This window comes from Pseudomonas oryzihabitans (assembly GCF_001518815.1).
Taxonomy (GTDB): Bacteria; Pseudomonadota; Gammaproteobacteria; order Pseudomonadales; family Pseudomonadaceae; genus Chryseomonas; species Chryseomonas oryzihabitans_E.
In genome coordinates this window covers 101,969-127,288 of sequence record NZ_CP013987.1, presented here as the reverse complement: position 1 = coordinate 127,288, position 25,320 = coordinate 101,969, and the positions used below count along the sequence as shown (strand labels likewise).

Genomic DNA, 25,320 nt, shown 5'->3' with positions numbered 1-25,320 from the left:
CCAACCCGCACGGAGTTCTCCCGCTGCTCAACTACGGCTGCGGACTCGCTCCAGATAGGCCAGCAGTTGCGCCTGCTCCTCCGCGTCCAACGGTGCAAAGACCGCTTCCAGCGCCTGGGTACGGGGCACCTGGGCATGAGCCAGCGCCTGACGACCCTGCTCGGTCAAGTGGACCAGCAAGGCGCGCCTATCCTGGGGATGGGGTTCGCGGCGCACCAGGCCGTCGCGCTCCAGAGCGTCGAAGGCATCGGTCAGGGTGCGCGGCGCATGGCGCAGCTGTTCGGCGACCTCGCCCGGACGACAGGGGCCCAGTCGCTCCAGCACCATCAGCACCTTGTAGCGGGCGAAGGAAAGACCGGACGCCTTGAGCGTCTCATCCAGTTGTTGGCGCATCTGCCGTTTCAGATCCAGCAAGGCTTCGGCGATGGCGGCGGCAGTTGACATGAACGATTCTTACCTCGAATATAGTGAGGAACCTCAATTAATGGTACCTCCGCAATGGCGACATCTTTTCACAGCCAAGAGGGCGATGCCAGTGCCCGCCACCTTTTCCAGCGCGTGCGTTTCGAGCTCAAACGCCGCTGGGCGACCGTCGTCCGTCGCGAAGCGCTCGGCGGCGATCTGTTGCGCCTGACCTTCGGTGGTAGCGACCTGGCCGACTTCCAGAGCGCCGCCTTCGACGAACACGTGAAGCTCTTCGTGCCAATCGATGCCACCCCCATTCGCGCTGCCAGCCCCGAGCAACTCGCTGGGCGGCACTACACCCCTCGCTACTACGATGCCACCCGCGGCGAACTGGCCATCGATTTCTTCCTGCACGAAGCGGGTGTACTGACCACCTGGGCGCGCCAGGCGCAGCCCGGTGCCGAGCTGATCATCGGCGGGCCCAAGGGTGCCCTGGTGCCACCGGAAGATTTCGACTGGTACCTGCTGGCCGGTGACGAGACCGCCCTCCCCGCCATCGCCCGGCGCCTCGAACAACTGGCCGCAGGGGTGAAGGTGCAGGTCATCGCCGAAGTGGCCCGCCCCGGCCTGGAAATCGCCCTGCCCACCGCCGCCGCTGCCGAGGTCCGCTGGGTCTACCGAGAGGCCCAGGCAGACGCCCTGGTGCAGGCGCTGGAAGCCCTGAAGCTGCCCGCGGGCGAAGGCTATGCCTGGATCGCCGGTGAGGCTGCGCAGGCACGCGCCGCACGCCAGGTGCTGCTGGCCAAGGGTCTGCCACGGGACTGGGTGAAGGCGGCCGGCTATTGGAAGCTTGGCGAGAGTGACCAACACGTGAAGGTCGACGATTGAGCGCCACCGCCTCCGTCGCCGACGGACTGCCGCGCCCGCGCCGCTACCGTGCTGTTGCCGCCCTGCTCCTGGCCATCAGCATGACGGTGCTGGACAGTGGCATCGCCAACCTGGCCCTGCCCAGCATCGCCGAGGCCCTGGATGTGTCCGCCGCTGCGGCGGTGTGGATCGTCAGCGCCTACCAGCTGAGCCTGGTCGCCCTGCTGTTTCCGTTGTCCGCGGTGGCCGAGCGGCTAGGCTTGCGTCCGGTGTTCGCCACCGGCGTCGGCATCTTCGGCCTGGCCTCCCTGGGCTGCGCCCTGGCCCCGGATCTTGCCAGCCTGGTCGCCGCCCGAGCGCTGCAGGGCGTGGGCGCCGCCGCCATCATGTGCGTCAGTGCCGGCATCGTGCGGCTGTCCTATCCGCGCGCGCGCCTGGGTCGCGGCATCGCCATCAACGCCCTCTGCGTGGCCCTGGGTTCGGCAGCCGCGCCCAGCCTGGGCGCGGCCATCCTGGCGCTGGGCGGCTGGCCCTGGCTGTTCGCGATCAACGTACCCCTGGCTATCCTGGTCGGCCTGCTGGTGCGCAACCTGCCCGACAGCCCCCGCGCGCAACGCCGTCTCGATCCCGTCAGCGTGCTGCTCAACGCCCTGCTGTTCTGCGCCGGCATCGGCGGCCTGGAGCGTCTTGGCGGCGCGCCCCTGCAGGGGGTGGTCCTGCTGCTGCTGGCCGCGGCCAGTCTGGTGCTGCTGGTGCGTCGCGAACGCGGGCTGGCGGCGCCATTGCTGCCCGTCGATCTGCTGGGGCTGCCCGCCATGCGTCACTCGGTGCTGGCCTCGGTCTGCTCCTTCGCCGCGCAGATGCTCTGCTTTCTCGCCCTGCCCTTCTACCTGCAGCACCAGCTGGGCCTGGTACCCCTGCAGATTGCCCTGCTGATGCTGGCCTGGCCGCTCACCGTGGCCGTGTCGGCACAGGTGGCCGGGCGCCTGGCCGATCGCTATCCCCCCCAGCGACTGTGCATGCTCGGCGGCCTGGGGATCGCCCTGGGCTTGGCGGCTGCCGCGGTGATGCCGCTGGAGCAGTCCACCACGCTGCTGGTTCCCTGCCTGATCGTCGGTGGCATCGGCTTCGGCTTTTTCCAGGTGCCCAACAACAGGATCATGCTGACCGCTGCCCCGCTCGGTCGCAACGGCGCCACCGGCGGCGTCCAGGCGACCGCGCGCCAGACCGGCATGGCACTGGGCGCCGCGGCCCTGGCGCTGCTGCTGCATCTGGATGCCGGGCTGGCCCCGCGCCTGGGACTGGCCCTGGCGGCCGGGCTGGGCCTGGTCGCTGCCTGGTCCAACTGGCGAGCGCCGCGCTAGGGCTGCGGTGTTGCCGCCTGGCCGAGCAGCGCCTTGAGCGCCTGCTCGCGTTCGGCCGCCGGGCGCTCGCCCAATAGCCGTACCCGGTGGAAGAAGGCCGGCCAATTGCCCGGGTGCTGTGCATAGAGCGCCGCGAAGGCCGGCACCCATTGTTCGTACAGCCCATAGGGCACCAGCCGCGCATTGTTGAGCGGCTGGCTCATCCAGCCATCGAAGCGACGCTCGTCACGCCAGGCCGGGGTGGCGCGCAGGCGCTGATAGTCAGCGCGCAACTGGGCGAAACGCCGGGCCTTGGCGGTGCGCTTGGCCGTGGGCGTCAGCGGCTGGGTATAGAGCCGCGCCAGGTCTTCGCGGGTGGTCAGCAGCAGGGCGCGAAATTGCTGGTAGCGGGCCTCGCGCCCAGCGTCCGGCGGCGGCAGGCCACGACTGGCGCGCCATTGCCGCAGCCCTTCCCCTTCGACGAAGGTGGCGTAGGATTCATTGAAGGCAGTATCGCCCGGCAGGTAAAAGCGCTGGTGGGCCAGCTCGTGGAAGATGGTCGCGGCCACCTGGTCATCGTCCCAGCGCAGCATGCTGCTCAGCAGCGGATCACTGAACCAGCCCAGCGTCGAATAGGCCGGTACGCCGCCGACGTAGGTGTCCTGGCCCTGCCGTTGCAACGCCTGCGCCGCTGCCCGGGCTGCGGCCTCCTGGTAGTAGCCGCGATAGGCCACGCAACCGGCGATGGGAAAGCAGTGGGTGGTGGGCCGGGTGGAAAACTCGGCGGTGGCGAAGACGTTCCACAGCACGAAGGGGCGCTTGAGTTCGACGAAACTGCGATAGCTGGCGTTGTCCGGCAAGGCCAGTTCGGCACTGGCGAAGCGCCGCGCGGCCGCGGCAGCGGCAAGGCGTTCGCGCAGGGCGGCGGGGCGCGCGGGATCGACGACGACCGTCGCAATGGGCTCGCGATCACGGATCAGCACCCACTGGCCCTGTACCATCTGACCGTAGTACCCGACCGAGGTACAACCGCCCAGTCCGATCGCCAGGGACAGCAGCGCCAGCCAGCGGCCCGCGCGTTGCGCAGGCAGGGTGCCTGACTGGGTGGCGCGCCCTTCCCTGCCCGGAGTTGTAGCCGTCATGCGTAGACTGTGCCTGCTGTTGCCTGTGCTGTTCCTGAGTGGCTGTTCCCTATGGCCGCTGCCCAAACCGGATCCGGCACAGGCCTGGATCGATCTGGACAGCGACGGCAAGGCCAAGCTGGAAGCCCTGCGTGCCGACCGCAAGGAACTCGAAGACAAACGCTACTTCCAGGTCTGGCCAGGGAGCCACGATCTGCAGGTACGCTACCAGTTCGAGGTGCAGCCCACCAACATCGGCGCGCAGGTGGCCGATCCGCTGGCACGCACCTGCCTGGTGACCCTCAACTACAAGGCCTTCAGCGCGGGCGAGCGCTATCGCCTGGAGGCCGGCCAGACCGGCTGGCGGCCCTGGGCGCGCCTCTATGACGAGCGCAACCAGGAAGTGGCGCGCAGCAATGCCAGTCGTTGCGGCGACGTGTAGACTCGGCTGATCTCCCTGTCGCGAGTCGCCGTCCATGCGTCTGCGCCTGCTGGCTCTTCTGCTGCTGCTCGGTGGCTGCACCACACCGCTGCCTCCCGTCGACCCCAACCAGGCGTGGGTCGATCTGGTGCTGCGCGAACCCGCGGTAGGCGCCTCGCTGCTGGCCGAATCCCAGGACGGTCGACGTCTCGACGACGGCCGCTACTTCCAGCTCACCCCCGGCAGCCACAGCCTCAAGGTGAGCTATCGCTACGAACTCTATGGCGGGGGCGGCTTCGGTCCGCGCTTTGGCTGGAACGAGCCCTTGCAGATCCAGTGCTATCTGGAACTGGACTACGGCGACTTCCAGGCTGGCCGGCGCTATCGACTGGAGGCCGAGCACACCTTCGGCCGGGGCGAGATCACGCTCTACGAAGCTCAGCGTGAGCTGGTGACCTCGGAGCGAGGCATCTGCTCGCCCTTCTAACCGACCGCTACCAGCAAAGACGCGTGCTCGACCAGGCTGCAAGTCCCTAGGCAGGCACGCTGAGCCAGTCGTCCTGATCCCGGCTCGGGGCACGGACCGGTGCAGGGCGCCCTTTCTGCTCGCGCAGCTGGCGACTCAGGCGCAGGAAATCCTCGCGTTCCATCCAGCGCGGTGCAGGCTGGACAAGGGATAGAGCTTGGCGAATCCGAGCGAACGGCGACATGGCATTACCCTCTTGGCTAAATACTGTATGCGCAAACAGTACTAAGCCAGAGAGAACTGTACAAGCATCCAGCGGATGAACGGTCTGTCGCCCTGCCCGAGGTTCAGTCGTTGCGCTGGTAGAGGATCTTGTGGGTGCCGTTGGCGCAGCTGCCCACCACCATATTGGGATCGGTCACCTCGGCATTGGGTACCGCTTCGAGGGTATAGGCGGTCACCCCGGCGGACTGGATCTTGACCTCGATCTCGGCCTTGAGCTGGTCGCAGGAGAGGGGTTCGGCCAGCGCAGCCGTGCTCAACAGGGCGGTACAGCAGAGTAGCGATAGACGCAGCATGGCGATTTTCCTTGGCATGATGACCTCTCAGGCTTGGACGCCCGAGCTGTGGCGATGTTCTCAGCGCGACCCATTGGTCAGCGAAGCGGTGGAACCTGGAACCCGAACGGTCTTTCCGATAGTCATTCTTTCCAGCGAAGTGCCCCTATGTTCCAGTGGTTGAAAGACAACTCCCAAGTCCTCACGCTCTTCGCCCAGTGCTGCACCCTGGGCGTCTGGGTGCTCTATGCCCAATTGCTGCTCAACAACTACAAGCGCCAGCGCCAGCCGCGGCTGATCATCAACCGGGGCGCCGGCAAGGGCGTGGGCGCCCTGTGCCTGCTGTCGAACATGAGCGCCGAGCCGGTGTTCATCAACCAGCTCACGGTGATCCTCAAGACCAATCGCGAGACGCTCTACACCGATGTCACCGACATCCGCGAGAGTGGTCAGGATGACTTCGATCCCGAACTGGTGCTGGGCGAGGCGACCCACCAGGGGCCGCTCAATACCGGTGACTTTACCCACATCGGCACCTTCCAGGGCCTGATCCGCCGCGCCGCCGAGCACAACGGCCTGACCATGGACAGCCACCGACCACCCGAGGGCTGGGTGTTCGAGGGCCTGGAGATTCGTGCGGTGGCCTTCTATGGCTCGGATCACGATCCGATCGGGGTGCGCCGGCGCTTTCGCCTCGGGCAGCACGACGGCAACTACTGCGCCCTGATCGCCGAGGACTGGCAGACCCAGCAGCTCACCTCCCGTCGTCAAAGACGCATGGTGCAGAACGACTGGATGCTCGACCTGGAACCCAAGGTTCAGCCGAAGAACCAGTAGCAGATCAGGATCGACGCCGTGACCCCGGTGAATTCCGCCAGCAAGGCGCAGCCCACCGCATGGCGCGCGCGCTGGATGCCCACCGCGCCAAAGTACACCGCCAGCACATAGAAGGTGGTCTCGGTACTGCCCTGGATGGTGGCCGCCACCAGGGCCGGAAAGCTGTCCACACCGTGGGTCTGCATGGTCTCGATCAGCAGGGCGCGGGCGGCGCTGCCGGAGAAGGGCTTGACCAGGGCGGTGGGCAGGGCCTCGACGAATCGGGTATCCCAGCCAAAGAAGGTCACCGCATGGCGAACGCCTTCGAGGATGAATTCCAGGGCGCCGGAGGCACGCAGCACGCCCACCGCGCAGAGCATGGCCACCAGGTAGGGCAACAGCGACTTGGCGACGTCGAAACCCTCCTTGGCACCTTCGACGAAGGCTTCGTAGACCGGCACCTTGCGCAGGGCGCCAAGGATCATGAATGCCAGGATGATGCCGAACAGGGTCAGGTTGCCGAGCAGCGACGACAGCCCGGACAGCGCCGTGGCGGTCAGGGTGAAGAGAAAGGCGACGAAGGCCCCAAAGGCCAGGGCGCCCCCGCCGATCCAGGCCAGCACCACCGGGTCCCAGAGTTTCAGCCGCTGCATGAAGGCCACCGAGAACAGCCCGACCAGATTGGCGCAGGTGTGGGCCAGCAGGATCGGCAGGAACACCAGGGTCGGATCGGTGGCGCCCTGCTGGGCGCGGTACATGAACACCGTTACCGGCAACAACGTCAGCGAAGAGGCGTTGAGTACCAGGAAGAGGATCTGTGCATTGCTCGCCGTGGTGCTGCTGGGGTTGAGCTCCTGCAGGGCCCGCATGGCCTTGAGGCCGATGGGGGTGGCGGCGTTGTCCAGGCCCAGGCCGTTGGCGGCGAAGTTGAGGGTGATCAGTCCCAGTGCCGGATGGCCGCGCGGCACCTCGGGCATCAGCCGGGCGAACAGCGGACCGAGCAGCCGTGACAGGGCATCCACCAGCCCGGCCTTTTCGGCGATGCGCAGAATGCCGAGCCAGAGGGTCAGGGTGCCGAACAGCAGCACCATGACCTCCACCGACAGCTTGGCCATGGCGAACAGGCTCTCCACCATGGCGGCGAAGACCCCGGCGTTGCCGGCCACCAGCCACTGGCCGAAGGCACTGATCCCGGCGACGATGAAGAAGCCCAGCCACAACCCGTTGAGCATCGGTGTTCTCCCGGCAAAACGGCGATGATAACCGCAGCGTCGGGTCCGCGCAGGGACGCCGTTCAGTCTGTGGTCATCGCCAGCGGGTTATCCTCTGACCTTTCACGCAAATCGCTGGAGTCTGCCCATGCGTCTGTCCGTTCTCGCCCTGCCGCTGGTGCTCGCCGCCAGCCCGGTGTTCGCCTTCAACCTCAACGACGCCGTCAACGCCTACAACGGCGCCAACGGCAACAGCAACGCCAAGGCCACCGCCGCGGCGGCCGCCACGCCCCAGGCGCAGGGCCTGCTGCAGGCGCTGACCAGCCAGCTCAACGTCACCCCGCAACAGGCGGTGGGCGGCACCGGTGCCCTGCTGGGCCTGGCCAAGAACCAGCTGGTCGGCACCGACTACCGCCAGTTGGCCAAGGCCGTGCCAGGGCTGGACCAGCTGGCCGGCGCCAATGCCACCGGTGGCCTGGCGCAACTCGGTGGCCTGGGCAGTCTGCTCGGCGGTGGTGGAAAGGATGCCAAGGAGAGTCCGCTGGGCAGCCTGCTGGGCAATGTCGACAGCCGCCAGGACGTCGACAAGACCTTCAATGCCCTGGGCATGAACAGCGGCATGACCAGCCAGTTCGCCCAGGTGATCCTGGGTTATCTCGGCAAGCAAGGCACCCAGCCCTCCCTGCTGAGCACCCTGGGCAATGTCTGGGGACTGTGACGGCTCACCGCGCTGGCTGACCCAGACGGCGGCCAGCCAGGCGCCGGATTACCGGGAGGCGCCTCTCGGCTGGCTTTACGCCGACCGCGGCTCCCTCACCGAGCGACTCACCGCCCTCGCGGGCGGACGCTTCGCCGTCGAGGTGATCACCCAGGGCTGGCAACCATTGCGTCCGGACGAGTGCCAGGCGCTGGACGTCCCGCCCAGCAGCCCTGGCTGGGTGCGTGAGGTCTGGCTGCGCGGCGATGGCGAAGCCTGGGTCTTTGCCCGCAGCGTGGCGGCGCGCAAGGCCCTGGAAGCCGCCGATTTCGACCTGGCGGCGCTCGGTGATCGACCGCTCGGCCACTGGCTGTTCCAGGCACCGGCCTTTGTCCGCGGCCCCCTGGAAGCCTGCCGTTATCCGCTGGCCTGGCTGCCCGACGGCGCGGCGTCCACGGCCTGCTGGGCGCGTCGTTCGGTGTTCAGCCGCGGGTTGCTGGCCATCCTGGTGGGCGAAGTCTTCCTGCCGGCCTTCTGGCCCCATGCCGAACACGAACAGGCGCTGATCCGTCAGGACGGCAGCGGCGACACGACAGGGCCCTTATAATCGCCGGGCCCTTTGCCAAGCAGCCGCCCGATGAAAAAGAACGCTTCCCGCCCCCTCGATCGCCGTCCTGCCGCGCCCCGCGGCCCCGAGCCCAGTGCCCGGGTCATCGCCACGCGCCCTCGTAGCGAGCGCATCCGCGACTTCGTCCAGCTCACCCGGCTGGACCGACCCATCGGCATCTATCTGTTGCTCTGGCCCACCCTCTGGGCGCTGTGGATCGCCGCCGAGGGCGTGCCGAGCCTGAAGAACCTGGTGATCTTCGTGCTCGGCGTGGTGCTGATGAGATCGGCCGGCTGCGTGATCAACGACTTCGCCGACCGCAACTTCGACGGCCACGTCGCCCGCACCAAGAATCGCCCCCTGGCCACCGGACGCATCTCGCCCAAGGAGGCCCTGCTGTTCTTTGCCGTGCTGGTGCTGATCAGCTTCGGCCTGGTGCTCTGCACCAACGCCACCACCGTCTGGCTATCTTTCGGCGCCCTCGGCGTGGCCGCGCTCTATCCCTTCATGAAGAGATACACCTACTACCCGCAGGCGGTGCTGGGTGCGGCCTTTTCCTGGGGCATGCTCATGGCCTTCACCGCCGAGACCGGCGAGCTGCCGGCCGCGGCCTGGCTGCTGTTCGTCGCCAACGTGATCTGGACGGTGGGCTACGACACCTACTACGCCATGGCCGACCGCGAGGACGATCTCAAGATCGGGGTGAAGTCCACCGCCATCCTGTTCGGCGACGCCGACCGGGTGATCATCGCCACCCTGCAGGGCCTGACCCTGCTCTGCCTGGCGTTGGCCGGTGGCCGCTTCGGCCTGGGCCTGCCCTTCTACCTGGGCCTGGTGGTGGCGGCCGGCTGCTTCGCCTGGGAATTCCACGTCACCCGCGACCGCGACCCCCTGGTGTGCTTCAAGGCCTTCCTGCACAACCACTGGGCCGGGCTGGCGATCCTCGTCGGGATCATCGCCGACTACGGGCTGCGCTGAGCCGGGGTGCCCGCGGCGGCATCGGCCACCACCTCTGGCAGCGCCTCGGGTTGCGCTGCCGGCACCGCCCGAGCCTTCTTGGCTTTGGACGCCTTGCGGCTCTGCTGCCAGGCCACCGCCAGGCCGCTGGCGCAGATGATCAGGATGCCGATCAGCGCGCCGCTGTCCGGCACATGGCCGAAGACGAGGTAGCCGATAATGCCGGCGGTGACGATCTGGCCATAGCTGAAGGGTGCCAGCAGCGCTGGCGGCGCATAGCGGAAGGCCTGGGTCAGCAGCAGATGGCCCGACATGCCGAAGAGGCCGAGCAAGGCCAGCATGAAGCCGTGGGTCAGGGTGGGGATCTCCCAGAAGAAGGGCACCACGCTGCTCAGCACCAGAGTGTTGATGATGCCGGTGAGGAAGTTGCTGGTGGTGGGGCTGTCGATGCCGCTGAGCAGCCGCGTCAGCAGCTGGTAGAGGCCGAAGCACACCGCCGAGCAGACCGGCAGCAGCACCGCCGGGGTGAACAGCTGGCCGCCCGGCCGCACGATGATCAGCACCCCGACGAAGCCCGCCAGCACCGCCGCCCACTGGCTGCGGGTGACACTCTCCTTGAGCAGCGGTACCGACAGCGCCGTCACCATCAGCGGGGCGAGAAAGTTGACCGCCGTGGCTTCGGCCATCGGCAGGTAGCGCAGCCCGGTGGTGAAGAACAGGCTGCAGCCGATCAGGCACAGGGCTCTGAGCACCTGCAATCCCGGGCGTTTGGTGCGAATCACCGCCAGGCCCGAGCGCGGGATGAAGATCCCCATCATCAGCAGGGTGTGGGACAGATAGCGGGCCCAGACCACCATGACCACCGGATAGAAGCCGGAGAGGTATTTGGAGAGGGCGTCGTGGGAGGCGAACAGCCAGACGGCAAGGCAGATCAGGGCGATGCCCTTGAGCGGCTGGTCGGCGAATCTCAAAGTGGGTCCTGCTGTGGCGCTCATTGGACTCCCGTGGCGCTGACGGCGGTCCCTGACCGCCTGCATGATCCGGCCGTCCTGCACGGCGGTCCGTCGGCGTCGCCACCGACTCGGGACATGGACCTCGGCGACACGCAAGCGTGCCGGGAGGAAGCCGTCCTGTCGCCCTCAGGACCGCGATACCGGGCGATATTTCAATAGCCTACTAACTATGACCGCGCATGGGGCGCGGTCTTCCCGAGCTTAGTCCAAGCACCCTGCCGATCTCAATGCGCTGGGCCGACGACTTTACTGGCGGCGCGTACGAAGGCTTCGTCCGCTTCCAGCGCCCCGGGGATCTCCTCGCGCAGATAGGCGACCCAGGTTCTGATCTTGGCGTCCAGGTACTGCCGCGAAGCATAGAGGGCATAGGCGTTGAGCCGCTGCAGGCGATAGGCCGGCAGCACCCGTACCAGGCTGCCGTCGCGCAGGCCGTCCACCGCCGAGTAGAGCGGCAGCACGCCGATGCCCAGGCCCTGGCGCAGAGCCTCGGTCATGGCGTCGCCGACATTGACCTGGAAGGGCGTCTCGCCGATGCGAAAGGTTTCCGGACCGTTGGGACCCTCGAAGTGCCAGCGGTCGAAGGAGACCACGGGACTGATGAATCTCAGGCAGGCGTGATCGGCCAGCTCCGCCGGGGTCTGCGGCTGGCCGTGCTCCTGCAGATAGGCAGGCGAGGCGCAGAGGATGCTGTAGGTCTGGCCGATCTGCTGGGAGACGAAACCGGAGTCGGGCAGCTCCACGGCTACCACGATGGCCAGGTCGAAGCCCTCCTCCAGCAGATCGGGGATACGGTTGGCCATGGTCAGGTCGAAGCGTACCTCGGGGTGCAGGGCGCGATAGCCGGCGATGGCGCGGATCACGTAGTGCTGACCGATGCCGGTCATGCTGTGCACCCGCAACCGCCCTTCCGGGCGTGCCTGGGCATGCCCGGCCTCGGCTTCGGCTTCCTCGACATAGGCGAGGATCTGCTCACAGCGCGCCAGGTAGCGCTGACCGGCCTCGGTCAGGGCGATGCGCCGGGTGGTGCGGTGCAGCAGCCGGGTGCGCAGATGGGTTTCGAGATGGGCCACCGCCCGGGAGACATGGGCGGTGGTGGTCTGCAACGTCTGGGCCGCACCGGTGAAGCTGCCGCTTTCCACCACGGCGACGAAAACGCGCATGTTGTGCAGGGTGTCCATGCCGCCTCGACAGTCTGGAAAAGCGCCATTCTCCATATTATTTCAGTATGTGAAACAAAGATTCGCCAGTTGGCGCGCTAATCGGCTCCCCTGGAATTTTATAGAATCGTTAGCAGCCTAATGGTAACGTCCATCGACCGTCCCGTTCGCTGGCGTCCTCTTCAGTTCCAGCTCATCTCGCCACCCTCGCTGCGCTTCTCGACGCCCCGCGCGGGTATGGCCCTGTTGCAAATGGATCCCCACGTGTCGCCTTCCTCTTGCAGAGTCTGGCCTGCGCTCACGGTGGTCGCCCTCGCGACCCTGCTGGCCGGCTGTATCGGTACCGGTCACAATGCCCCCCAGGCGCAGCGTCTCGACGACCAGGCACTGGCCACCGACGCCGCCATCCGCGCCGCCGCCGGGCAGGCCGCCTGGCCCGAGCGCCAGTGGTGGCGCGCCTATGGCGATCCCCAGCTGAATGCCTGGATCACCGGCGCCCTGGCGGACAACCCGCGCCTGGCCACGGCCGCCGCCCGGGTGCGCCGCGCCGAATCCCTGGCGGGCCTGGCCGAATCCCGCGAAGCACTGCAGGTGGAGGCCAAGGGTGCCTTCAAGCGCTACAGCTGGCCCACCGACGGCTTCTATGGCCCGGGCGAGCTGTCCGATCGCACCACCTGGAACAACAATACCGAGCTGGGCCTGAGCTATGCGCTGGACTTCTGGGGTCGCGAGCGCGACGCCAGCGCCCAGGCCCTGGACCAGGCCCACCAGGCCGCCGCCGAGGTGCGCGCCGCCGAGCTGGAGCTGACCGGCAACATCGTCCGCAGCTATATCGGCTTCGCTCTGCACCATGACCAGCGCGACATCCTCGCCGCCACCCTGGAGCAGCAGCGGCAGCTGGCCGACCTGGCCCAGCGGCAACTGGACGGCGGTCTCGGCACCCAGTTCGAGGTCAGCCAGGCGCGCGCCCTGCTGCCCGAGACCGAGCGCCAGCTGGAAGCCCTGGACGAGACCCTGGCACTGGATCGCAACCAACTGGCCGCCCTGGCCGGCAAGGGCCCGGGTGCTGGCGCCCGCCTGCAACGACCGCGGCTGACCCTGGGCGCGGCCCCGCGGCTGCCCAGCCGCCTGCCGCTGGAACTGGTCGGCAAGCGGCCCGATGTGGTGGCGCGTCGCTGGCAGATCGCGGCCGCGGCCAAGGGCGTCGACGTGGCCCGGGCCAGCTTCTATCCCAACATCGACCTGGTGGCCAACGTCGGCCAGTTCCTGACTCTGGGCCGCCTCAGCGAGATGCTGACTCACGCCAAGACCGGCTCCTTCATAGGCCCGGCGTTCTCTCTGCCGATCTACGACGGTGGCGCCCTGCGCAGTCGCCTCGGCGCGGAATCGGCGGCCTACGACCTGGCGGTCAGCGCCTACAACCAGACCCTGGTGGATGCGCTCAAGGACATCTCCGATGCCCTGATCAAGGCCGACTCGGCCGCCAAGCAGGCCACCCTCGCCGACCAGGCCAGCCAGGAGGCCCAGCGCACCTATGACATCGCCCGCGAGGCCTTCCGCCGCGGCCTGACCGACTACCTGCACGTGCTCGACGCCCAGACCCGGCTGTTCGCCCAGCAGCGCGTCACCGCCCAGGTACACGCCCTGCGCCTGGCCGCCCAGGCCGGCGCCCTGGTCGCCCTCGGCGGCGGCGCGGACCTCGAACGCGGGCCGGACGACCAGGATCTGGTGCCGGCCCGCGTGGCCGTCGAGCGGGCCGCGCGGTGAGTACCCACGCGGCCACCCACTCGCCATTGCGCCAGGCCCTGGGCGCCTGGGCGCGCAGCGATGGCAGCCTCTGGCTGTACCAGGCCAAGGTGCTGCTCGCCGCCAGCCTGACCCTGTGGCTGGCCATGCGCCTGCAACTGCCGCATCCGAGTTCGGCGGTGATCACCGTCTTCATCGTCATGCAGCCGCAGAGCGGTCAGGTTCTGGCCAAGAGCTTCTACCGGGTGATGGGCACCCTGCTGGGGCTGGCGGTGATGCTGGTCTTGATCGCCCTGTTCGCCCAGGAGCGGGTGCCCTTCCTGATCTTTCTGGCCTTGTGGATCGGGCTGTGCGTGGCCGGATCGGCGCGCTACCGCGACTTCCGCAGCTATGCCTGCATGCTGGCCGGCTATACCGCCGCGCTGATCGGCATTCCCGCCGCCCTGAACGCCGATACCGCCTTCATGTCGGCGGTGATGCGGGTACTGGCCATCACCCTGGGCGTGCTCTGCAGCGGCGCGGTGAGCGCCGCGGTCTTTCCGCAGACCAGCGCCACGGCCATGCGCGCGGCCCTCTATAGACGCATGGGCGGCTTTGCCGGCCTGGCGGCCGACGTGCTGCGTGGCCGCCTCGACCGCGCCACCCTGGAAGCCGCCGGCGTGCGTCTGGCCGCCGAGGCGGTAGGGCTGGAAAGCCTGCGCAGCGCCTCGGCCTTCGAAGATCCGCACATGCGCATGCGCAGCGGACGCCTGGCGCGGCTGAATGCCGAATTCATGGGCCTCACCACCCGCCTGCATGCGCTGAGCCGCTTGCTGATGCGGCTGCGCGAGCGTGAAGCCGCGGCGCCGTTGGTGGCGCTGGAACGCCTCTGGGCACCGCTGATCGACCTCTTCGAGGAGTGGCGGGGCCAGTCCCTCAGCGACAGCGCCGCGCCCGCCGCCGCCGCCCGGCTGGACGCCCTGCACCAGGCCCTGCGACCGCGCATTCGCGCCCTGCGCGCCGAGCTGCCGCCCCTGAGCGAGCTGGACCGGCGGGACTTCGAGACGGCCGTAGAGCTGCTCTTCCGCTTCACCGGCGAATGGCATGACTACCTGCAGACCCATGCTTCCCTGGCGGCGCCGCGGCACAGTCGCGAGCAGTGGAAGCCGCGCTTCGTGGCCAAGGCCAACGCCCTGGGCGCAGCGGTCACTGGCATCCGTAGCGCCTTCCTGGTGTTGGTGCTGGGCGCCTTCTGGATCGCCAGCGCCTATCCCAGTGGCGGCATGCTGGCGCTCAACGCCGCCGCCGTCTCGGCGCTGGCCTCGGCCTCGCCCGATCCCAAGCGCACGGCGCTGCAGATGGCCATTGGCGCCAGCGGTGGCGTCCTGCTGGGCTTCTTCCTGACCTTCTTCGTCTTTCCCTGGATCGCCGGTCTACCGCTGCTGCTGCTGACCCTGGCGCCAGTGTTCATGCTCGGCACTTGGATCTCCCTGCGGCCGGGCTGGATGGGCTATGGCCTGGGCTGCCTGGTGTTCTTCTGCTTTACCTCGCTGCCCGACAATCCGCCGGTCTACGATGCCTACGCCTTCATCAACAACGGCATCGCCGTGGTGCTGTCGATGGTGATCACCGCAGCGGTCTCGGCGGTGCTGCTGCCGCCCAACAGCCCCTGGCTATGGCGGCGCCTGGAGCGTGACCTGCGTCGGCAGCTGGTGCGCGCAGTGAGCGCCCCGCTGCCGCACCTGGCGCCGGCCTTCGAAGGCCAGACCCGCGACCTGCTCAACCAGGCCTATGGCGTCAGCGCCGGCCAGGGCGAGGCTCAGCGGCGCCTGATCGGCTGGGCCTTTTGCGTACTGGAAATCGGTCACGCGGTGATCGAGCTGCGCCAGCTGCAGCTACGCCTGCCTGGGGCACCCCGCTATGCCGAGCACAGCGCCTGGCGCCAGGCCATCCGCGTCCTCGGTCGCGCCCTGGTGCGCCTCTTCCTCAAGCCCGGAGCGGAAAACCTGCGTCGGGCCCTGGCTGCCGTGGACGCTGCCCTGGCCGCCGTCGCGGCCGTGGTCGAACCGCCGGAATTGCCCTATGACGAGTCGCCCCTGCGCCAGGTGCAGAGCGATCTGCACTTCATCCGCAGCGCCCTGCTCGATCCCCAGGGTCCGCTGGCCCGCTATCACGAGATCCTCCATGCCCCGTGAAATCGCCTTCCATGGCCTCTATCTGCCCACCGTGACGGTGCTGTTCCTGGTCGCCGCCCTGCTCGCCTGGGCGCTGGACCGAGTGCTGGCCGCGGTCGGCCTCTATCACGTCGTCTGGCATCCGGCGCTGCTGCGCCTGGCCCTGTTCATCTGCCTCTACTGCGCCCTGGCGCTGTGCGTCTATCGCTAGGACTCCTGCCATGATTCTCAAGAAACTCTTCGGCGTGCTCTTTACCCTGCTGGTGGTCTGCCTAGCGCTGATCCTCGGGCGGCTGCTCTGGGTGCACTACATGAACGATCCCTGGACCCGTGACGGCCGGGTGCGCGCCGAGGTCATCACCATCGCGCCCGACGTGGCGGGTCTGGTGACCGAGATCGCCGTGCGCGATAACCAGTGGGTCAACAAGGGCGACCTGCTGCTGCAGATCGATCCAGAGCACTACGAAATCGCCGTGCATCAGGCCGAGGCCTCGGTCGCTGCCCGCAAGGCGACTCTCGCCATGCGCCAGCAGAATGCCCGGCGCCGTGCCGACATCGACAGCCTGGTGGTCTCCCGCGAGAACCGCGAAGACGCCAGTGCCGCTGCCCTGGCCGCCGAAGCGGATCTGCGCCAGGCCCAGGCCCAGCTGGAATCGGCACGCCTCAACCTCAAGCGCACCCGCGTCCTGGCGCCGGTCGACGGCTATGTGACCAACCTGTCGGTGTTCAAGGGTGACTACGCCGCTGCTGGCGCGCCCAAGCTGGCCGTCATCGACGCCCACTCGTTCTGGGTCTATGGCTATTTCGAAGAGACCAAGCTGCCCCATGTACGGGTGGGCGCGGCCGCCGAGATGCGGCTGATGAGCGGCCAGACGCTGCATGGCCATGTGGAAAGCATCGCCCGTGGCATCTACGACCGTGACAATCCCCAGAGCCGCGAACTCACGGCCGACGTGAATCCCACCTTCAACTGGGTACGGTTGGCCCAACGGGTACCGGTACGCATCGCTCTGGACCCGTTACCGGAGGGCCTGCTGCTCGCGGCTGGAACCACCTGCACGGTGGTCCTGGAAGACGTTCGGGGCGAACGGTCCTGGTGGGATGCCTTCTGGCAGGGTTGAGCGCCATCGCAACTCGGATGACTGGCCCTAGAACGACAATACCCCTGACGTCGGCAGGTTTCGATAACAGACGAAACCGGTCGAATTCAGGGGTATGGTCGTAACCAGCCCAGTCCGCTACGAGTGCGAAAGTACTCCCTGTACTCTTGGAACCCTCCCCTACTGCAGAGCGTCCCGACCATGTGGCCCATGCGTCTCCGGTTGGGAGACGACTTCGAGGATGTCCATTGAATCGGCTTAAAGCTGCAATCCGATGACAGAGCCTCAGCCACCGGTCGTCACGACCGGCAGCTTGTCTCGCTCATGAGTCTGGCGTCAGGGACGACGACGGCCCATGAAGAACGACACCACGAACAGCACCAGGAACAGCACGAACAGGATCTTGGCGATACTGGTGGCGGTACCGGCGATGCCACCGAAACCCAGGACGCCTGCGATGATCGCGATGATCAGGAAAGTGATAGCCCAGCTCAGCATGGTGTTTCTCCTATGTATTGCAAGTGCACTCAGCGGACGACAGCACCTGTCCAGCGAGCATTGGTTTTATTAGCGAAATCCTGGGTATCCAGACTCGCCATCCGTGGTTCCACATCGGTCAGATCGAGATCCAAACCGTTGAGGTTGTGCGTCTGATTGAGCGCACGACCCATCATCAAAGCACTGAGCAACATACCGATGCTCACGACCGCCGCTGCAGCGAACAACAGAATCATCAGCAGCATCCACATCATGGCCATGACCTCAGAATACCCAGCGGGTCTGCTTCACCAGGCGGTCACCATTGGACTGTGCCGGGATGGCCTTGAGTTCCCCACGACCTTGACTGGCCAGCGGCTTGGCTGCGGGCACCATGGCCTGGGCAGCAATGCGGGTGGAGGCGATGAGTGCCTGTTCGCGGCTGACGTCCTGGCCCTGGGGGGCAGCGACGGCGGCGCTAGCGAAGCAAGCGAAGAGCGCAGTACCTACCAAGTGCTTGCGAAGGGTCTGGCTGATCATCGGGTCTCTCCTGCAGTCCGTTGGCCCTAAGGCCGGCTTGCCAAGAAGATTGCAGACTACGTGCCAGCTTTTTAAAAATCGTTTTTGCCTTTAAAAACAATAACTTATGTTTTCAACCCATGCTCTTCGCACATGCACCTTGCAAGGTGCAACGCCTGACGCATTGCGTTTTGCATGATGGCCAGAGGGTAACGGGAGGGCGCCTGGCCTGTTCCCTGCCAGGCGCAACGGCAACGGTCATCGCAAAAGCACGTTGGGCTGTCATAAAAACAGCCTTTTTGTTGTTCTCGCCCCTTCGGGTTGCGATCTGCACGATGGCTACAAGACCGCAAATGGATCATCCAGTAGCCCTGCGGATTGCAACTTGCACGATGTATCATGGACTAACTGCCAGCCCTGTCCTTTAGTGCGTTTCGGCCCTTTGGCCCGGAGTTCTCCCGTCATGGAACAAACCAGCGGTCGCATCCTGCTCGTGGACGACGAAGCCGCCATCCTGCGTACCTTTCGTTTCTGCCTGGAAGACGCCGGCTATAGCGTCGCCACGGCCAACAGCGCGGCCCAGGCCGAGGCCCTGCTCTTGCGGCAGGTCTATGATCTCTGCTTTCTCGATCTGCGCCTGGGCGCGGACAACGGTCTGGACGTCCTGCAGCAGATGCGCATCCAGGCGCCCTGGATGCGGGTGGTGATCGTCACCGCCCACTCGGCCATCGATACCGCCGTGGATGCCATGCAGGCCGGCGCCGCCGACTACCTGGTGAAACCCTGCAGCCCCGATCAGCTGCGCATGGCCGCGGCCAAGCAGCTCGAATTCCGTCAGCTCTCGGCGCGCCTGGAAGCCCTCGAAGGCGAGGTGCGCAAGTCCAGCGCCGGCCTGGACTCGCGCAGTCCGGCGATGATGAGCATCCTGGAGACCGCCCGGCAGGTCGCCACCACCGATGCCAACGTGCTGATCCTCGGTGAATCCGGCTCTGGCAAGGGCGAACTGTCCCGGGCCATCCACGCCTGGAGTCGGCGCGCCAAGAAGACCTTCGTCACCATCAACTGCCCGTCGCTGTCCGCCGATCTGATGGAAAGCGAAATGTTCGGCCACACCCGCGGTGCCTTCACCGGGGCCAGCGAGAGCACCCTCGGCCGGGTCAGCCAGGCCGATGGCGGCACCCTCTTTCTCGACGAGATCGGTGACTTCCCCCTGGCCCTGCAGCCCAAGCTGCTGCGCTTCATCCAGGACAAGGAATACGAACGCGTCGGCGATCCGGTGACGCGCCGTGCCGACGTGCGCATCCTCGCCGCCACCAACCGCAACCTGGAACAGATGGTGGCGGAAAACGAATTCCGCGAAGACCTGCTCTATCGTCTCAATGTCATCGTGCTCACCCTGCCGCCACTACGCGAACGCAAGGAAGACATCGTCGATCTCGCCGAGCGCTTCCTCGCCCGCTTCGTCAAGGATTACAACCGTCCTGCCCACGGCTTCAGCGAGGCGGCCCTGGAAGCCCTGCGCAACTATGGCTGGCCGGGCAACGTCCGTGAGCTGCGCAACGTCATCGAACGCGCCAGCATCATTTGCGGCCAGGATCTGGTGGACGTCAGCCACCTGGGCATGGGTGACAGCCCGGCCACCAGTGGCGCCGCCAGCGCCCCGCGGGTGGGCGAGGCGCTGAGCCTGGAAGCCTTGGAACGGGCCCACATCGCCGCGGTGATGGCTACCAGCGAGACCCTCGACCAGGCCGCCAGAACCCTGGGCATCGATGCCTCCACGCTCTATCGAAAACGTAAGCAGTACGGGCTATGAAACTGCCGATCAAGCTGCACACCCGCCTCTTCCTCAGCATCTCCGCGCTGATCGCCGTGGCCCTCATCGGGCTGCTGGTGGGACTGGTCAGCGTCCTGCACCTGGCTCGCGAGCAGAGCGTCCAGACCCGCAGCAACCTGGACTTCATCAACCTGACGCTGAACATGCGCCAGGAGCTGAGCAACAGCCTGTTCCAGATGCTCGATGGCGCTCCGGATCCGCAATCCCTGGTCGCCGCCCAGCAACGCTTCGAGCAGAACCTGCAACTGGTCCAGGGCGAGATGCACAAGCCCGAGCAGCTGGCCGTGCTGGAAGACGTCAAGCGTCGCTATGAGCGCTTTGCCGATTACCTGCGGTCGCCGCCGGGCGGTTACAACCAGTTGCGCGCCGATCCGGGGTTCCAGCAGACCCTCGACGCCTTGCGCAATCGGATCTACGACCTGCAGAAAAGCTATGTGGTGACCCTGGAGCGCATGCAGGACGAGGCCCATGATCGGGCGGTGATCATCGCCATGCTGCTGGCGCTGATCGGCGTGGCCATCCTGGTCACCGGGGTGGTGACCGCCAACGGCATCGCCAAGCGCTTCACCGGTCCCATCGACGGCCTGGCCAAGGCCGCGGAGCGCATCAGCCAGGGCAATTTCGACGTCCAGCTCCCCACCTCCCAGATCGCCGAATTCACCCTGCTCAGCCGTCGCTTCGGCAACATGGCCCAGGCCCTGCACCGCCTCAGCCAGACCAATGTCGAGGCCCTGGTGGCCGGGCAGCGGCGCCTGCAGGCGGTGCTCGACAGCATCGACTACGGCCTGGTGATCCTCGATCCCCAGGGCAACATCGAGCACGCCAATCCGGTGGCCTGCCGCCAGCTGGGCTGGAACGAGAACCACCTGGGCGAATCCCTGATCGCCGCCCTGGAACGGCCGGAGATCGAGGCCAGCGTGCAGCGGGTACTAGCCGGTGGCGCGCTGAATGCCGCCCCGGAAGATCTGGAGATCCGTGTCGACGACGAGGTCCGGCTGCTGGCCTGGAGTCTGACGCCGGTGAACCACGCCGATGGCCGCAGCGTGGGTGCGCTCATGGTGCTGCGCGATGTCACCGAACAGCGCGCCTTCGATCGGGTACGCAACGAGTTCGTCCTGCGCGCCTCCCACGAATTGCGCACCCCGGTCACCGGCATGCACATGGCCTTCGGTCTCCTGCGCGAGCGCCTCAAAGTGGCCCCGGAGTCACGCGAGGCCTATCTGCTGCAGACGGTGGACGAGGAGACCCATCGGCTGGTGCAGCTGATCAACGACCTGCTGGACTATTCCCGTCACCAGAGCGGCCTGCAGCGCCCGGAAAAGCTGCCGAGCGAAATCGCCGAATTGCTCGAAGAGGCCCGCGGCCGCCATGCCGACGAGGCCCGCGAGCGCGATGTCGAGCTGGCCGTCGAGTTGCTGCATACGCCGCTACCACGGGTCAGCCTGGATCCCAAGCAACTGGGCCGGGTGTTCGACAATCTGCTGAGCAATGCCTTGCGCCATACCCCGGCGGGCGGGCGCATCGTCATCCAGGCCTTGCGCCAGAACGACCAGCTGCTGATGGCGGTGCAGGACAATGGTGAAGGTATCGCCTATGCCCAGCAGGGCCGGGTGTTCGAGCCCTTCGTGCAGATCGGCAGCCAGAAGGGCGGCGCCGGCCTGGGCCTGGCCTTGTGCAAGGAAATCATCCGCCAGCACGGTGGCCGCATCGGCGTGGTCTCCCGCCCCGGTCAGGGCACCCAGATCTTCATGACCCTGCCGACCTGAGCCGCACCCATGGATGGCCGTAGGTTGGGGTGAAGGCAGCACCTCGTCACGATGCCCCAGTGGAAAAGGCTGCGCCGTTTTCCACGCTACGGTGGCCGGTAGGTTGGGCTGAGCGCAGCGAAGCCCAACGGTGCCCCGATCGAATCCGCGTTGTTGGGCTTCGACGATAGAGCCGCCTCAACCCAACCTACGGTCTAGCCCCCTCTCCCCTTGGGAGAGGGTTGGGGTGAGGGCGCCCCTCGGCACGACGTACCCGCGCGTAGGTTGGGTTGAGCCCAGCGAAGCCCAACGGTGCCCAGGTCGAATCCGCGTTGTTGGGCTTCGGCGATGGAGCCGCCTCAACCTACGGTCTAGCCCCTCTCCTTTTGGCAAAGGGTTGGGGTGAGGGCGCCCCTCGGCACGACGTACCCGCTCGTAGGTTGGGTTGAGCGCAGCGAAGCCCAACGGTGCCCAGGTCGAATCCGCATTGTTGGGCTTCGCCGATGGAGCCGTCTCAACCCAACCTACGGTCTTGTTTACAGCAGCGTTCGCGCCAGGGCCTGGCGCCAGCCGGCGTACAGCTCGGGCACGGCATTGGCGCGAGGTTCGTAGCGCCGCCGCGGGCGCTCCAGATCCCCTAGTGCCGCGGCGTCCTGCCACCAGCCGAGGGCATGACCGGCCAGATGAGCGGCGCCCAGCGCCGAGACCTCCGGCGACAGGCTACAGATCACCGGACGTTGCAGAAGATCGGCCTGGAACTGCAGCAGCCATTCGTTGCGCGTGGCGCCGCCATCCACCCAGAGTTCTTCCAGGGGCGTCGGACTGTCCTGCTGCATGGCGTCGAAGACATCGCGGATCTGGTAGGCGATGGCTTCCAGAGCCGCGCGCATCAGGTGCGCCCGCCCGCAGTTCTCACCCAGACCGCAGAACAGTCCACGCGCTTCGGCCCGCCAGTGCGGGGCGCCAAGGCCACCCAGGGCCGGGACGAAGTAGACGCCACCGTTGTCCGGCAGCGCCGCGGCTTCGGCGGCCAGCACATCCAGGTCCCCTGCACTGCCCACCAGGCGAGCCGTCCAGCCGACCGCGGCGCCGGTGTGGACGATGTTGCCTTCCAAGGCAAAGGTCGGAGTATCCCCCAGGCGCCAGGCCAGGGTGGTGGCCAGGCCATGGGCAGACACCACCGGCTCGGCGATGGGTGTCATCAGCGAAGAACCCGTACCCAGGGTGGCCTTGACCTTGCCTGGGACGAAACCGCCCTGGCCGAACAGGGCCGCATGGGAATCGCCGATCATCGCCAGGATCGGCAGACCGGCTGGCAGGGGGCCCTGGGCGCGCGTCTCGCCAAAGTAGCCGGCACTGGGTCGGATCTCCGGCAGCGCCGCCCGGGGAATGTCGAAGAGGCTCAGCAGCTGCGGGTCCCAGTCGCCGCCCCGCAGGTCGAGCAACTGGGTACGGGCCGCGTTAGCCGCGTCGATGAGAAAGCTCGTGCCACCGCTGAGTTGCCAGAGCAGCCAGCTGTCCACGGTGCCCAGGCAGATTTCGCCCGCGGCGGCGCGGGCCGTGCCGTCAGGGATCTGATCGAGTAGCCAGCGCCACTTGCCGGCGGAAAACATCGGGTCCAGCGCCAGACCGCTGCGCTGCAGGATCGCCTCGCCGTGACCGGCAGCATGCAGGGCCTCGCACTGCGGCTGGGATCTCTTGCACTGCCAGCTCACCAGCGGACCGAGCAACTGGCCGCTACGGCGCTCCCAGGCCAGGGCGGATTCGCGCTGGTTGCTGATGGCGATGGCCGCCAGGGGTGCGTCCACCTGGGCCAGGCAGTCACCGATGGCACCCTGCAGGGCCTGCCAGATGGCCAGGGGATCCTGCTCGGCATAACCCGCCTGCGGATGCTGGACCGTGAGCGGCCGGGAACCGCGGGCCACGACCCGACCGGCACGATCCACCAGGATCGCCTTGGCATTGGTGGTGCCCTCGTCGAGGGCGAGGATCAGCGGCTCGGCGGCCATGGCAGCTCCTGTTGTTCTTCTAGTTCCGCACGCCTGAGGTTCAGCTCAGGCGCTGCACCGCCGCAACGATGCCGGCGGCATCGATGCCATGTTTGGCGCGGGTCGGCCCGCGAGCCCCGGCGGCAGCATACTCGCCATCGGCGATGCCCAGGCGGATCAGCGGCACGCCCAGGGCGGCCTCGGCCATGACCTCGGCCACCAGGCTGCCCACCCCGCCGTTGGCATTGTGCTCTTCCACCGTGACGACGCCCGTGCGAGTGGCGCAGAGGGCTTCGAGCAGCGCCTCGCGCCGCAGCGGACGGATCGACGACAGGTTGATCACCTGAGCGCTGATGCCCTGCTCGGCCAGCAACCGGGCGGCCTCCACCGCCTCGTGGACCACCGAGCCTAGGGCCACCAGACTGACGTCATGCCCGGGTAGCAAGACATCCACCTGACCGGGGACGAAGCGATAGTCGGGACCGTGCAGGTCGGGCAGCGCCTTGCCATCCAGGCGGATATAGACCGGACCGTCGTGGGCCAGGGCGTGCTCGACGATCTGCCGGCACTCGGCGCCGTCGGCCGGGGCATAGATTTCCACGTTGCCGAAGCCGCGCATCACGGCGATGTCGTCGAGGCTGTGATGGGTGCTGGCCAGGGGACCGTAGCTGGCCCCGGCGTTGAGGCCGAACATCTTGACGTTGGACCTGTTGTAGCAGACGTCCACCTTGACCTGCTCGTTGGCGCGGGAGATCAGGAAGGGCGCGGCGTTGCAGGTCACCGCCACCTTGCCGGCCAGGCCCAGGCCAGCCGCCACCCCGACCAGGGTCTGCTCGGCGATGCCGACGTTGACCAGGCGCTCGGGGAAGCGTTTGACGAAGGGGCCGATCTTGGCCGTGGAGGTGGAATCGCTCACCACCGGCACCAGGTCGACGCCAGCGTCCACCGCGGCGATGAAAGCCTCGACCATGACGCTGGCGAGATGGGCTTCGCCCGGGGTCTGGGTATCAGTGGCCATGGTCGAGCTCCTCCAGTGCAGCGGCGATTTCGTCGCCCTTGGGCACCCGGTGGTGCCATTCGGGTTTGCCCTCGATGAAGGAAACCCCCTTGCCTTTGACGGTATTGGCGATCAGCACCTGGGGCTGGCCGCGGTGTTCGCGCAGGGTCTCCAGGGTCTCCACCAGCTGGGCGACGTCATTGCCGTCGCACTCGACCACATGGAAGCCGAAGGCGCGCCACTTCTCGGGCAGCGGTTCCAGCGGCAGGATCTCCGCGGTAGGGCCGGCCAGTTGCAGACGGTTGTGGTCGACGATCACCGTCAGGTTGTCCAGCCGGTACTTGGCGGCGGTCAGTGCCGACTCCCAGTTGGAGCCCTCGCCCAGCTCGCCATCGCCGGTCAGCACATAGACACGGCGCGGACTGCCGTCGCGCTGGGCAGCCAGGGCGATACCGGTAGCCACCGGCAGGCCATGGCCCAGGGCGCCGGTGTTGAGTTCGATACCGGGGGTCTTCTGCCGCACCGGATGACCCGGCAGGTGGGAGTCGAAATGCTGATAGGTGTCGAGCCATTCCGGCGGAAAGTAGCCGGCTTCGGCCAGGCAGCAGTAGAGGCCGCCGACGCCGTGGCCCTTGCTCTGGATGTAGATGTCACGCTGAGGATCGGCGAGGCGTTCCGGGGCGACGTCGAGCAACCGGAAATAGAGAGTGGCGAGGATGTCGGTCTCCGACAGGTCGGCCCCGGTATGGCCGCCGGCCGGCGAGGCGGCGTTGAGCTGGATGACGCGCCGGCGGATCAGCCGGGCCTTTTCGCGAATCTGCGCGACGTCGTACTGGAACGGATTCATCAGGCGACCCCCTCGGGTATCCGAAGCTGCGATAGAGCAGACGCCTGCCAAGGTTTCAGTGGGCGTCTTATGAATATTTATTCGTCACTGAAAATATATTTATCATTTAGACCCCAATCCAGGGGGCCGTCAATAGCGACGGAGCGACGTTATCGCCGGGCGGAGCGGATAGGATGCGCGGCTGTATGCGGGATTGCCGAGGCCATCGCGTTAAGAAAGTGGCAATGAAAAGCCGCTTGACTTCCACCCAGAACAGGGGGAGTCTGAATTAAAAAT

General features: G+C 67.0%; 27 protein-coding genes. 14 read left to right on the top strand and 13 right to left on the bottom strand.

Annotated features, from left to right (window positions below; genetic code table 11):
- Positions 1 to 27: 27 nt before the first annotated feature.
- The gene (locus APT59_RS00595; protein WP_059313081.1) at positions 28 to 444 is read right to left on the bottom strand and encodes a MarR family winged helix-turn-helix transcriptional regulator; all 417 of its coding nucleotides are present in this window, start codon (positions 442 to 444) and stop codon (positions 28 to 30) included.
- A gap of 54 nt (positions 445 to 498) precedes the next feature.
- Between APT59_RS00595 and APT59_RS00590 the strand changes: the two genes are divergently transcribed.
- Both APT59_RS00590 and APT59_RS00585 read left to right on the top strand, forming a co-directional pair.
- Positions 499 to 1,293, top strand: coding sequence for a siderophore-interacting protein (locus APT59_RS00590; protein WP_059313080.1), 795 nt, complete (start codon positions 499 to 501; stop codon positions 1,291 to 1,293).
- Entirely contained in the window at positions 1,290 to 2,636 is a 1,347-nt protein-coding gene (locus tag APT59_RS00585; protein ID WP_059313079.1) for an MFS transporter, read from the top strand. Before APT59_RS00590 ends, APT59_RS00585 begins: the two co-directional genes overlap by 4 nt.
- On the opposite strand, the gene APT59_RS00580 is transcribed toward APT59_RS00585, so the two are convergent.
- On the bottom strand, positions 2,633 to 3,757 hold the full coding sequence (locus APT59_RS00580; protein ID WP_082696250.1) for an aminopeptidase: 1,125 nt from the start codon (positions 3,755 to 3,757) through the stop codon (positions 2,633 to 2,635). The genes APT59_RS00585 and APT59_RS00580 overlap by 4 nt on opposite strands.
- Here APT59_RS00580 and APT59_RS00575 point away from each other — a divergent pair.
- Complete coding sequence (locus tag APT59_RS00575) at positions 3,756 to 4,178, top strand: hypothetical protein (protein WP_059313078.1); 423 nt, start codon at positions 3,756 to 3,758, stop codon at positions 4,176 to 4,178. The genes APT59_RS00580 and APT59_RS00575 overlap by 2 nt on opposite strands.
- 34 nt (positions 4,179 to 4,212) lie before the next feature.
- On the top strand, positions 4,213 to 4,644 hold the full coding sequence (locus tag APT59_RS00570; RefSeq protein ID WP_059313077.1) for a hypothetical protein: 432 nt from the start codon (positions 4,213 to 4,215) through the stop codon (positions 4,642 to 4,644).
- Positions 4,645 to 4,690: 46 nt separating this feature from the next.
- On the opposite strand, the gene APT59_RS22510 is transcribed toward APT59_RS00570, so the two are convergent.
- Both APT59_RS22510 and APT59_RS00565 read right to left on the bottom strand, forming a co-directional pair.
- The gene (locus APT59_RS22510) at positions 4,691 to 4,867 is read right to left on the bottom strand and encodes a hypothetical protein (RefSeq protein WP_167348545.1); all 177 of its coding nucleotides are present in this window, start codon (positions 4,865 to 4,867) and stop codon (positions 4,691 to 4,693) included.
- 103 nt (positions 4,868 to 4,970) lie between these two features.
- Positions 4,971 to 5,201, bottom strand: coding sequence for a DUF1161 domain-containing protein (locus APT59_RS00565; protein ID WP_059313076.1), 231 nt, complete (start codon positions 5,199 to 5,201; stop codon positions 4,971 to 4,973).
- Between the two features lie 147 nt (positions 5,202 to 5,348).
- Between APT59_RS00565 and APT59_RS00560 the strand changes: the two genes are divergently transcribed.
- Complete coding sequence (locus APT59_RS00560) at positions 5,349 to 6,017, top strand: hypothetical protein (RefSeq protein ID WP_059313075.1); 669 nt, start codon at positions 5,349 to 5,351, stop codon at positions 6,015 to 6,017.
- Here APT59_RS00560 and APT59_RS00555 read toward each other — a convergent pair.
- Positions 5,999 to 7,228 (bottom strand): nucleoside recognition domain-containing protein, encoded by a 1,230-nt coding sequence (locus APT59_RS00555; RefSeq protein ID WP_059313074.1) that lies wholly within the window; start codon positions 7,226 to 7,228, stop codon positions 5,999 to 6,001. The genes APT59_RS00560 and APT59_RS00555 overlap by 19 nt on opposite strands.
- 127 nt (positions 7,229 to 7,355) lie before the next feature.
- Here APT59_RS00555 and APT59_RS00550 point away from each other — a divergent pair, with 127 nt between their 5' ends.
- From APT59_RS00550 to ubiA, 3 genes are read left to right on the top strand one after another with little or no spacing between them, the layout of a single operon-like run.
- Entirely contained in the window at positions 7,356 to 7,925 is a 570-nt protein-coding gene (locus APT59_RS00550) for a DUF2780 domain-containing protein (protein WP_059313073.1), read from the top strand.
- Entirely contained in the window at positions 7,909 to 8,511 is a 603-nt protein-coding gene (locus tag APT59_RS00545) for a chorismate--pyruvate lyase family protein (RefSeq protein WP_082696249.1), read from the top strand. Before APT59_RS00550 ends, APT59_RS00545 begins: the two co-directional genes overlap by 17 nt.
- A 30-nt stretch (positions 8,512 to 8,541) precedes the next feature.
- On the top strand, positions 8,542 to 9,489 hold the full coding sequence (gene ubiA / locus APT59_RS00540; RefSeq protein ID WP_059313072.1) for a 4-hydroxybenzoate octaprenyltransferase: 948 nt from the start codon (positions 8,542 to 8,544) through the stop codon (positions 9,487 to 9,489).
- Here the strand turns inward: ubiA and APT59_RS00535 are convergent.
- Both APT59_RS00535 and APT59_RS00530 read right to left on the bottom strand, forming a co-directional pair.
- Entirely contained in the window at positions 9,474 to 10,463 is a 990-nt protein-coding gene (locus APT59_RS00535) for a DMT family transporter (protein ID WP_059313071.1), read from the bottom strand. The genes ubiA and APT59_RS00535 overlap by 16 nt on opposite strands.
- 242 nt (positions 10,464 to 10,705) lie before the next feature.
- A complete protein-coding gene (locus APT59_RS00530; protein ID WP_059313070.1) occupies positions 10,706 to 11,659 on the bottom strand; it encodes a LysR family transcriptional regulator in 954 nt (317 codons plus the stop codon).
- 243 nt (positions 11,660 to 11,902) lie between these two features.
- Here APT59_RS00530 and APT59_RS00525 point away from each other — a divergent pair, with 243 nt between their 5' ends.
- Genes APT59_RS00525 through APT59_RS00510 form a run of 4 tightly spaced genes read left to right on the top strand, consistent with a single transcriptional unit; the run spans position 11,903 to position 16,658 of the window.
- Positions 11,903 to 13,405: an efflux transporter outer membrane subunit gene (locus tag APT59_RS00525; protein WP_237140555.1), complete on the top strand. Its 1,503-nt coding sequence runs from the start codon at positions 11,903 to 11,905 to the stop codon at positions 13,403 to 13,405.
- The gene (locus APT59_RS00520; RefSeq protein ID WP_059313069.1) at positions 13,402 to 15,558 is read left to right on the top strand and encodes an FUSC family protein; all 2,157 of its coding nucleotides are present in this window, start codon (positions 13,402 to 13,404) and stop codon (positions 15,556 to 15,558) included. The genes APT59_RS00525 and APT59_RS00520 overlap by 4 nt, the downstream gene beginning before the upstream one ends.
- Positions 15,548 to 15,748, top strand: coding sequence for a DUF1656 domain-containing protein (locus APT59_RS00515; protein WP_007160208.1), 201 nt, complete (start codon positions 15,548 to 15,550; stop codon positions 15,746 to 15,748). Before APT59_RS00520 ends, APT59_RS00515 begins: the two co-directional genes overlap by 11 nt.
- A 10-nt stretch (positions 15,749 to 15,758) precedes the next feature.
- Positions 15,759 to 16,658: an HlyD family secretion protein gene (locus APT59_RS00510; RefSeq protein ID WP_059313068.1), complete on the top strand. Its 900-nt coding sequence runs from the start codon at positions 15,759 to 15,761 to the stop codon at positions 16,656 to 16,658.
- Positions 16,659 to 16,973: 315 nt separating this feature from the next.
- Here APT59_RS00510 and APT59_RS21985 read toward each other — a convergent pair whose 3' ends face one another.
- From APT59_RS21985 to APT59_RS00500, 3 genes are read right to left on the bottom strand one after another with little or no spacing between them, the layout of a single operon-like run.
- Positions 16,974 to 17,135 (bottom strand): DUF1328 domain-containing protein, encoded by a 162-nt coding sequence (locus APT59_RS21985; protein ID WP_007160206.1) that lies wholly within the window; start codon positions 17,133 to 17,135, stop codon positions 16,974 to 16,976.
- A 29-nt stretch (positions 17,136 to 17,164) separates the two neighbouring features.
- Positions 17,165 to 17,389 (bottom strand): hypothetical protein, encoded by a 225-nt coding sequence (locus APT59_RS00505; RefSeq protein WP_174523120.1) that lies wholly within the window; start codon positions 17,387 to 17,389, stop codon positions 17,165 to 17,167.
- Positions 17,390 to 17,399: 10 nt separating this feature from the next.
- On the bottom strand, positions 17,400 to 17,654 hold the full coding sequence (locus APT59_RS00500) for a hypothetical protein (RefSeq protein WP_007160204.1): 255 nt from the start codon (positions 17,652 to 17,654) through the stop codon (positions 17,400 to 17,402).
- Between the two features lie 442 nt (positions 17,655 to 18,096).
- Here APT59_RS00500 and algB point away from each other — a divergent pair, with 442 nt between their 5' ends.
- Together algB and APT59_RS00490 are read left to right on the top strand one after the other, a co-directional pair.
- The gene (gene algB, locus APT59_RS00495; protein ID WP_059313066.1) at positions 18,097 to 19,446 is read left to right on the top strand and encodes a sigma-54-dependent response regulator transcription factor AlgB; all 1,350 of its coding nucleotides are present in this window, start codon (positions 18,097 to 18,099) and stop codon (positions 19,444 to 19,446) included.
- Entirely contained in the window at positions 19,443 to 21,233 is a 1,791-nt protein-coding gene (locus tag APT59_RS00490) for an ATP-binding protein (RefSeq protein ID WP_059313065.1), read from the top strand. Before algB ends, APT59_RS00490 begins: the two co-directional genes overlap by 4 nt.
- 515 nt (positions 21,234 to 21,748) lie before the next feature.
- Here the strand turns inward: APT59_RS00490 and APT59_RS00485 are convergent.
- The 3 genes from APT59_RS00485 to APT59_RS00475 are packed head-to-tail and all read right to left on the bottom strand — an operon-like array spanning position 21,749 to position 25,044.
- Complete coding sequence (locus APT59_RS00485; protein ID WP_059313064.1) at positions 21,749 to 23,221, bottom strand: FGGY family carbohydrate kinase; 1,473 nt, start codon at positions 23,219 to 23,221, stop codon at positions 21,749 to 21,751.
- Between the two features lie 40 nt (positions 23,222 to 23,261).
- Entirely contained in the window at positions 23,262 to 24,218 is a 957-nt protein-coding gene (locus APT59_RS00480; protein ID WP_059313063.1) for a transketolase family protein, read from the bottom strand.
- Positions 24,208 to 25,044, bottom strand: coding sequence for a transketolase (locus APT59_RS00475; protein WP_059313062.1), 837 nt, complete (start codon positions 25,042 to 25,044; stop codon positions 24,208 to 24,210). Before APT59_RS00475 ends, APT59_RS00480 begins: the two co-directional genes overlap by 11 nt.
- Positions 25,045 to 25,320 lie beyond the last annotated feature (276 nt).

Bases quoted from the DNA above. Each gene is read 5' to 3' on its own strand.
- APT59_RS00515 (WP_007160208.1), top strand. From the start codon at position 15,548: ATGCCCCGTGAAATCGCCTTCCATGGCCTCTATCTGCCCACCGTGACG.
- APT59_RS00500 (WP_007160204.1), bottom strand. From the start codon at position 17,654: ATGATCAGCCAGACCCTTCGCAAGCACTTGGTAGGTACTGCGCTCTTC.
- APT59_RS00545 (WP_082696249.1), top strand. From the start codon at position 7,909: ATGTCTGGGGACTGTGACGGCTCACCGCGCTGGCTGACCCAGACGGCG.
- APT59_RS22510 (WP_167348545.1), bottom strand. From the start codon at position 4,867: ATGTCGCCGTTCGCTCGGATTCGCCAAGCTCTATCCCTTGTCCAGCCT.
- APT59_RS00535 (WP_059313071.1), bottom strand. From the start codon at position 10,463: ATGAGCGCCACAGCAGGACCCACTTTGAGATTCGCCGACCAGCCGCTC.
- algB (WP_059313066.1), top strand. From the start codon at position 18,097: ATGGAACAAACCAGCGGTCGCATCCTGCTCGTGGACGACGAAGCCGCC.
- APT59_RS00580 (WP_082696250.1), bottom strand. From the start codon at position 3,757: ATGACGGCTACAACTCCGGGCAGGGAAGGGCGCGCCACCCAGTCAGGC.
- APT59_RS00480 (WP_059313063.1), bottom strand. From the start codon at position 24,218: ATGGCCACTGATACCCAGACCCCGGGCGAAGCCCATCTCGCCAGCGTC.
- APT59_RS00550 (WP_059313073.1), top strand. From the start codon at position 7,356: ATGCGTCTGTCCGTTCTCGCCCTGCCGCTGGTGCTCGCCGCCAGCCCG.
- APT59_RS00590 (WP_059313080.1), top strand. From the start codon at position 499: ATGGCGACATCTTTTCACAGCCAAGAGGGCGATGCCAGTGCCCGCCAC.
- APT59_RS00510 (WP_059313068.1), top strand. From the start codon at position 15,759: ATGATTCTCAAGAAACTCTTCGGCGTGCTCTTTACCCTGCTGGTGGTC.
- APT59_RS00570 (WP_059313077.1), top strand. From the start codon at position 4,213: ATGCGTCTGCGCCTGCTGGCTCTTCTGCTGCTGCTCGGTGGCTGCACC.
- APT59_RS00595 (WP_059313081.1), bottom strand. From the start codon at position 444: ATGTCAACTGCCGCCGCCATCGCCGAAGCCTTGCTGGATCTGAAACGG.
- APT59_RS00530 (WP_059313070.1), bottom strand. From the start codon at position 11,659: ATGGACACCCTGCACAACATGCGCGTTTTCGTCGCCGTGGTGGAAAGC.
- APT59_RS00575 (WP_059313078.1), top strand. From the start codon at position 3,756: ATGCGTAGACTGTGCCTGCTGTTGCCTGTGCTGTTCCTGAGTGGCTGT.
- ubiA (WP_059313072.1), top strand. From the start codon at position 8,542: ATGAAAAAGAACGCTTCCCGCCCCCTCGATCGCCGTCCTGCCGCGCCC.
- APT59_RS21985 (WP_007160206.1), bottom strand. From the start codon at position 17,135: ATGCTGAGCTGGGCTATCACTTTCCTGATCATCGCGATCATCGCAGGC.
- APT59_RS00475 (WP_059313062.1), bottom strand. From the start codon at position 25,044: ATGAATCCGTTCCAGTACGACGTCGCGCAGATTCGCGAAAAGGCCCGG.
- APT59_RS00555 (WP_059313074.1), bottom strand. From the start codon at position 7,228: ATGCTCAACGGGTTGTGGCTGGGCTTCTTCATCGTCGCCGGGATCAGT.
- APT59_RS00505 (WP_174523120.1), bottom strand. From the start codon at position 17,389: ATGATGTGGATGCTGCTGATGATTCTGTTGTTCGCTGCAGCGGCGGTC.
- APT59_RS00490 (WP_059313065.1), top strand. From the start codon at position 19,443: ATGAAACTGCCGATCAAGCTGCACACCCGCCTCTTCCTCAGCATCTCC.
- APT59_RS00565 (WP_059313076.1), bottom strand. From the start codon at position 5,201: ATGCTGCGTCTATCGCTACTCTGCTGTACCGCCCTGTTGAGCACGGCT.
- APT59_RS00485 (WP_059313064.1), bottom strand. From the start codon at position 23,221: ATGGCCGCCGAGCCGCTGATCCTCGCCCTCGACGAGGGCACCACCAAT.
- APT59_RS00560 (WP_059313075.1), top strand. From the start codon at position 5,349: ATGTTCCAGTGGTTGAAAGACAACTCCCAAGTCCTCACGCTCTTCGCC.